This window comes from Arthrobacter sp. Y3221157 (assembly GCF_059089865.1).
The window spans coordinates 1-446 of record NZ_JBNHFD010000227.1; the positions used below are offsets into that span (position 1 = coordinate 1).

Here is a 446-nt window from a genome sequence, read left to right on the forward strand (position 1 = left end):
CCTGGACCACCGTGCGGCGCTCGGGCAGCACGGCATCCAACGCGGAGGCGAGGGAGCGCGGGTCCAGCCGGCCGTCCGGGGCCTCGTCCGAGCCCGGGTGATGGGCAGGTCCCTCGGCAAGACGCCTGGACGCTTCTGCACGCCACCCTTCCGCCGCGGCCTCACCGTCCAGCAAGGACAGGAGGCGACCCGCCGCGGCCTTCGCGTCCGCATGAACGAACAGGTCCACCCGGGGGTTCGTCGGCTGCAGGGCGGTGTCGATCTGAATAAGGATGCTGTCCGGGCCGAGCAGGTGCCCGAACCGCATGGTGAACGGGCTCAGGCTCGCCCCGGCCACCAGGACGACATCGGCCTCGCCCATGAGCCCGGCCGCGCTGTCGGTGCCGAAACCGCCCGCGACGCCCAGGTACCCCTCGCCGTTGAGGAGGTTGAGCGCGAGGGCGGTT

At 72.4% G+C, this 446-nt stretch carries 1 pseudogene; it reads right to left on the reverse strand.

From position 1 onward, the window contains the following. A pseudogene (locus AC5RTT_RS20775) lies at nucleotides 1-446 on the reverse strand (thiamine pyrophosphate-binding protein); the annotation flags it as partial.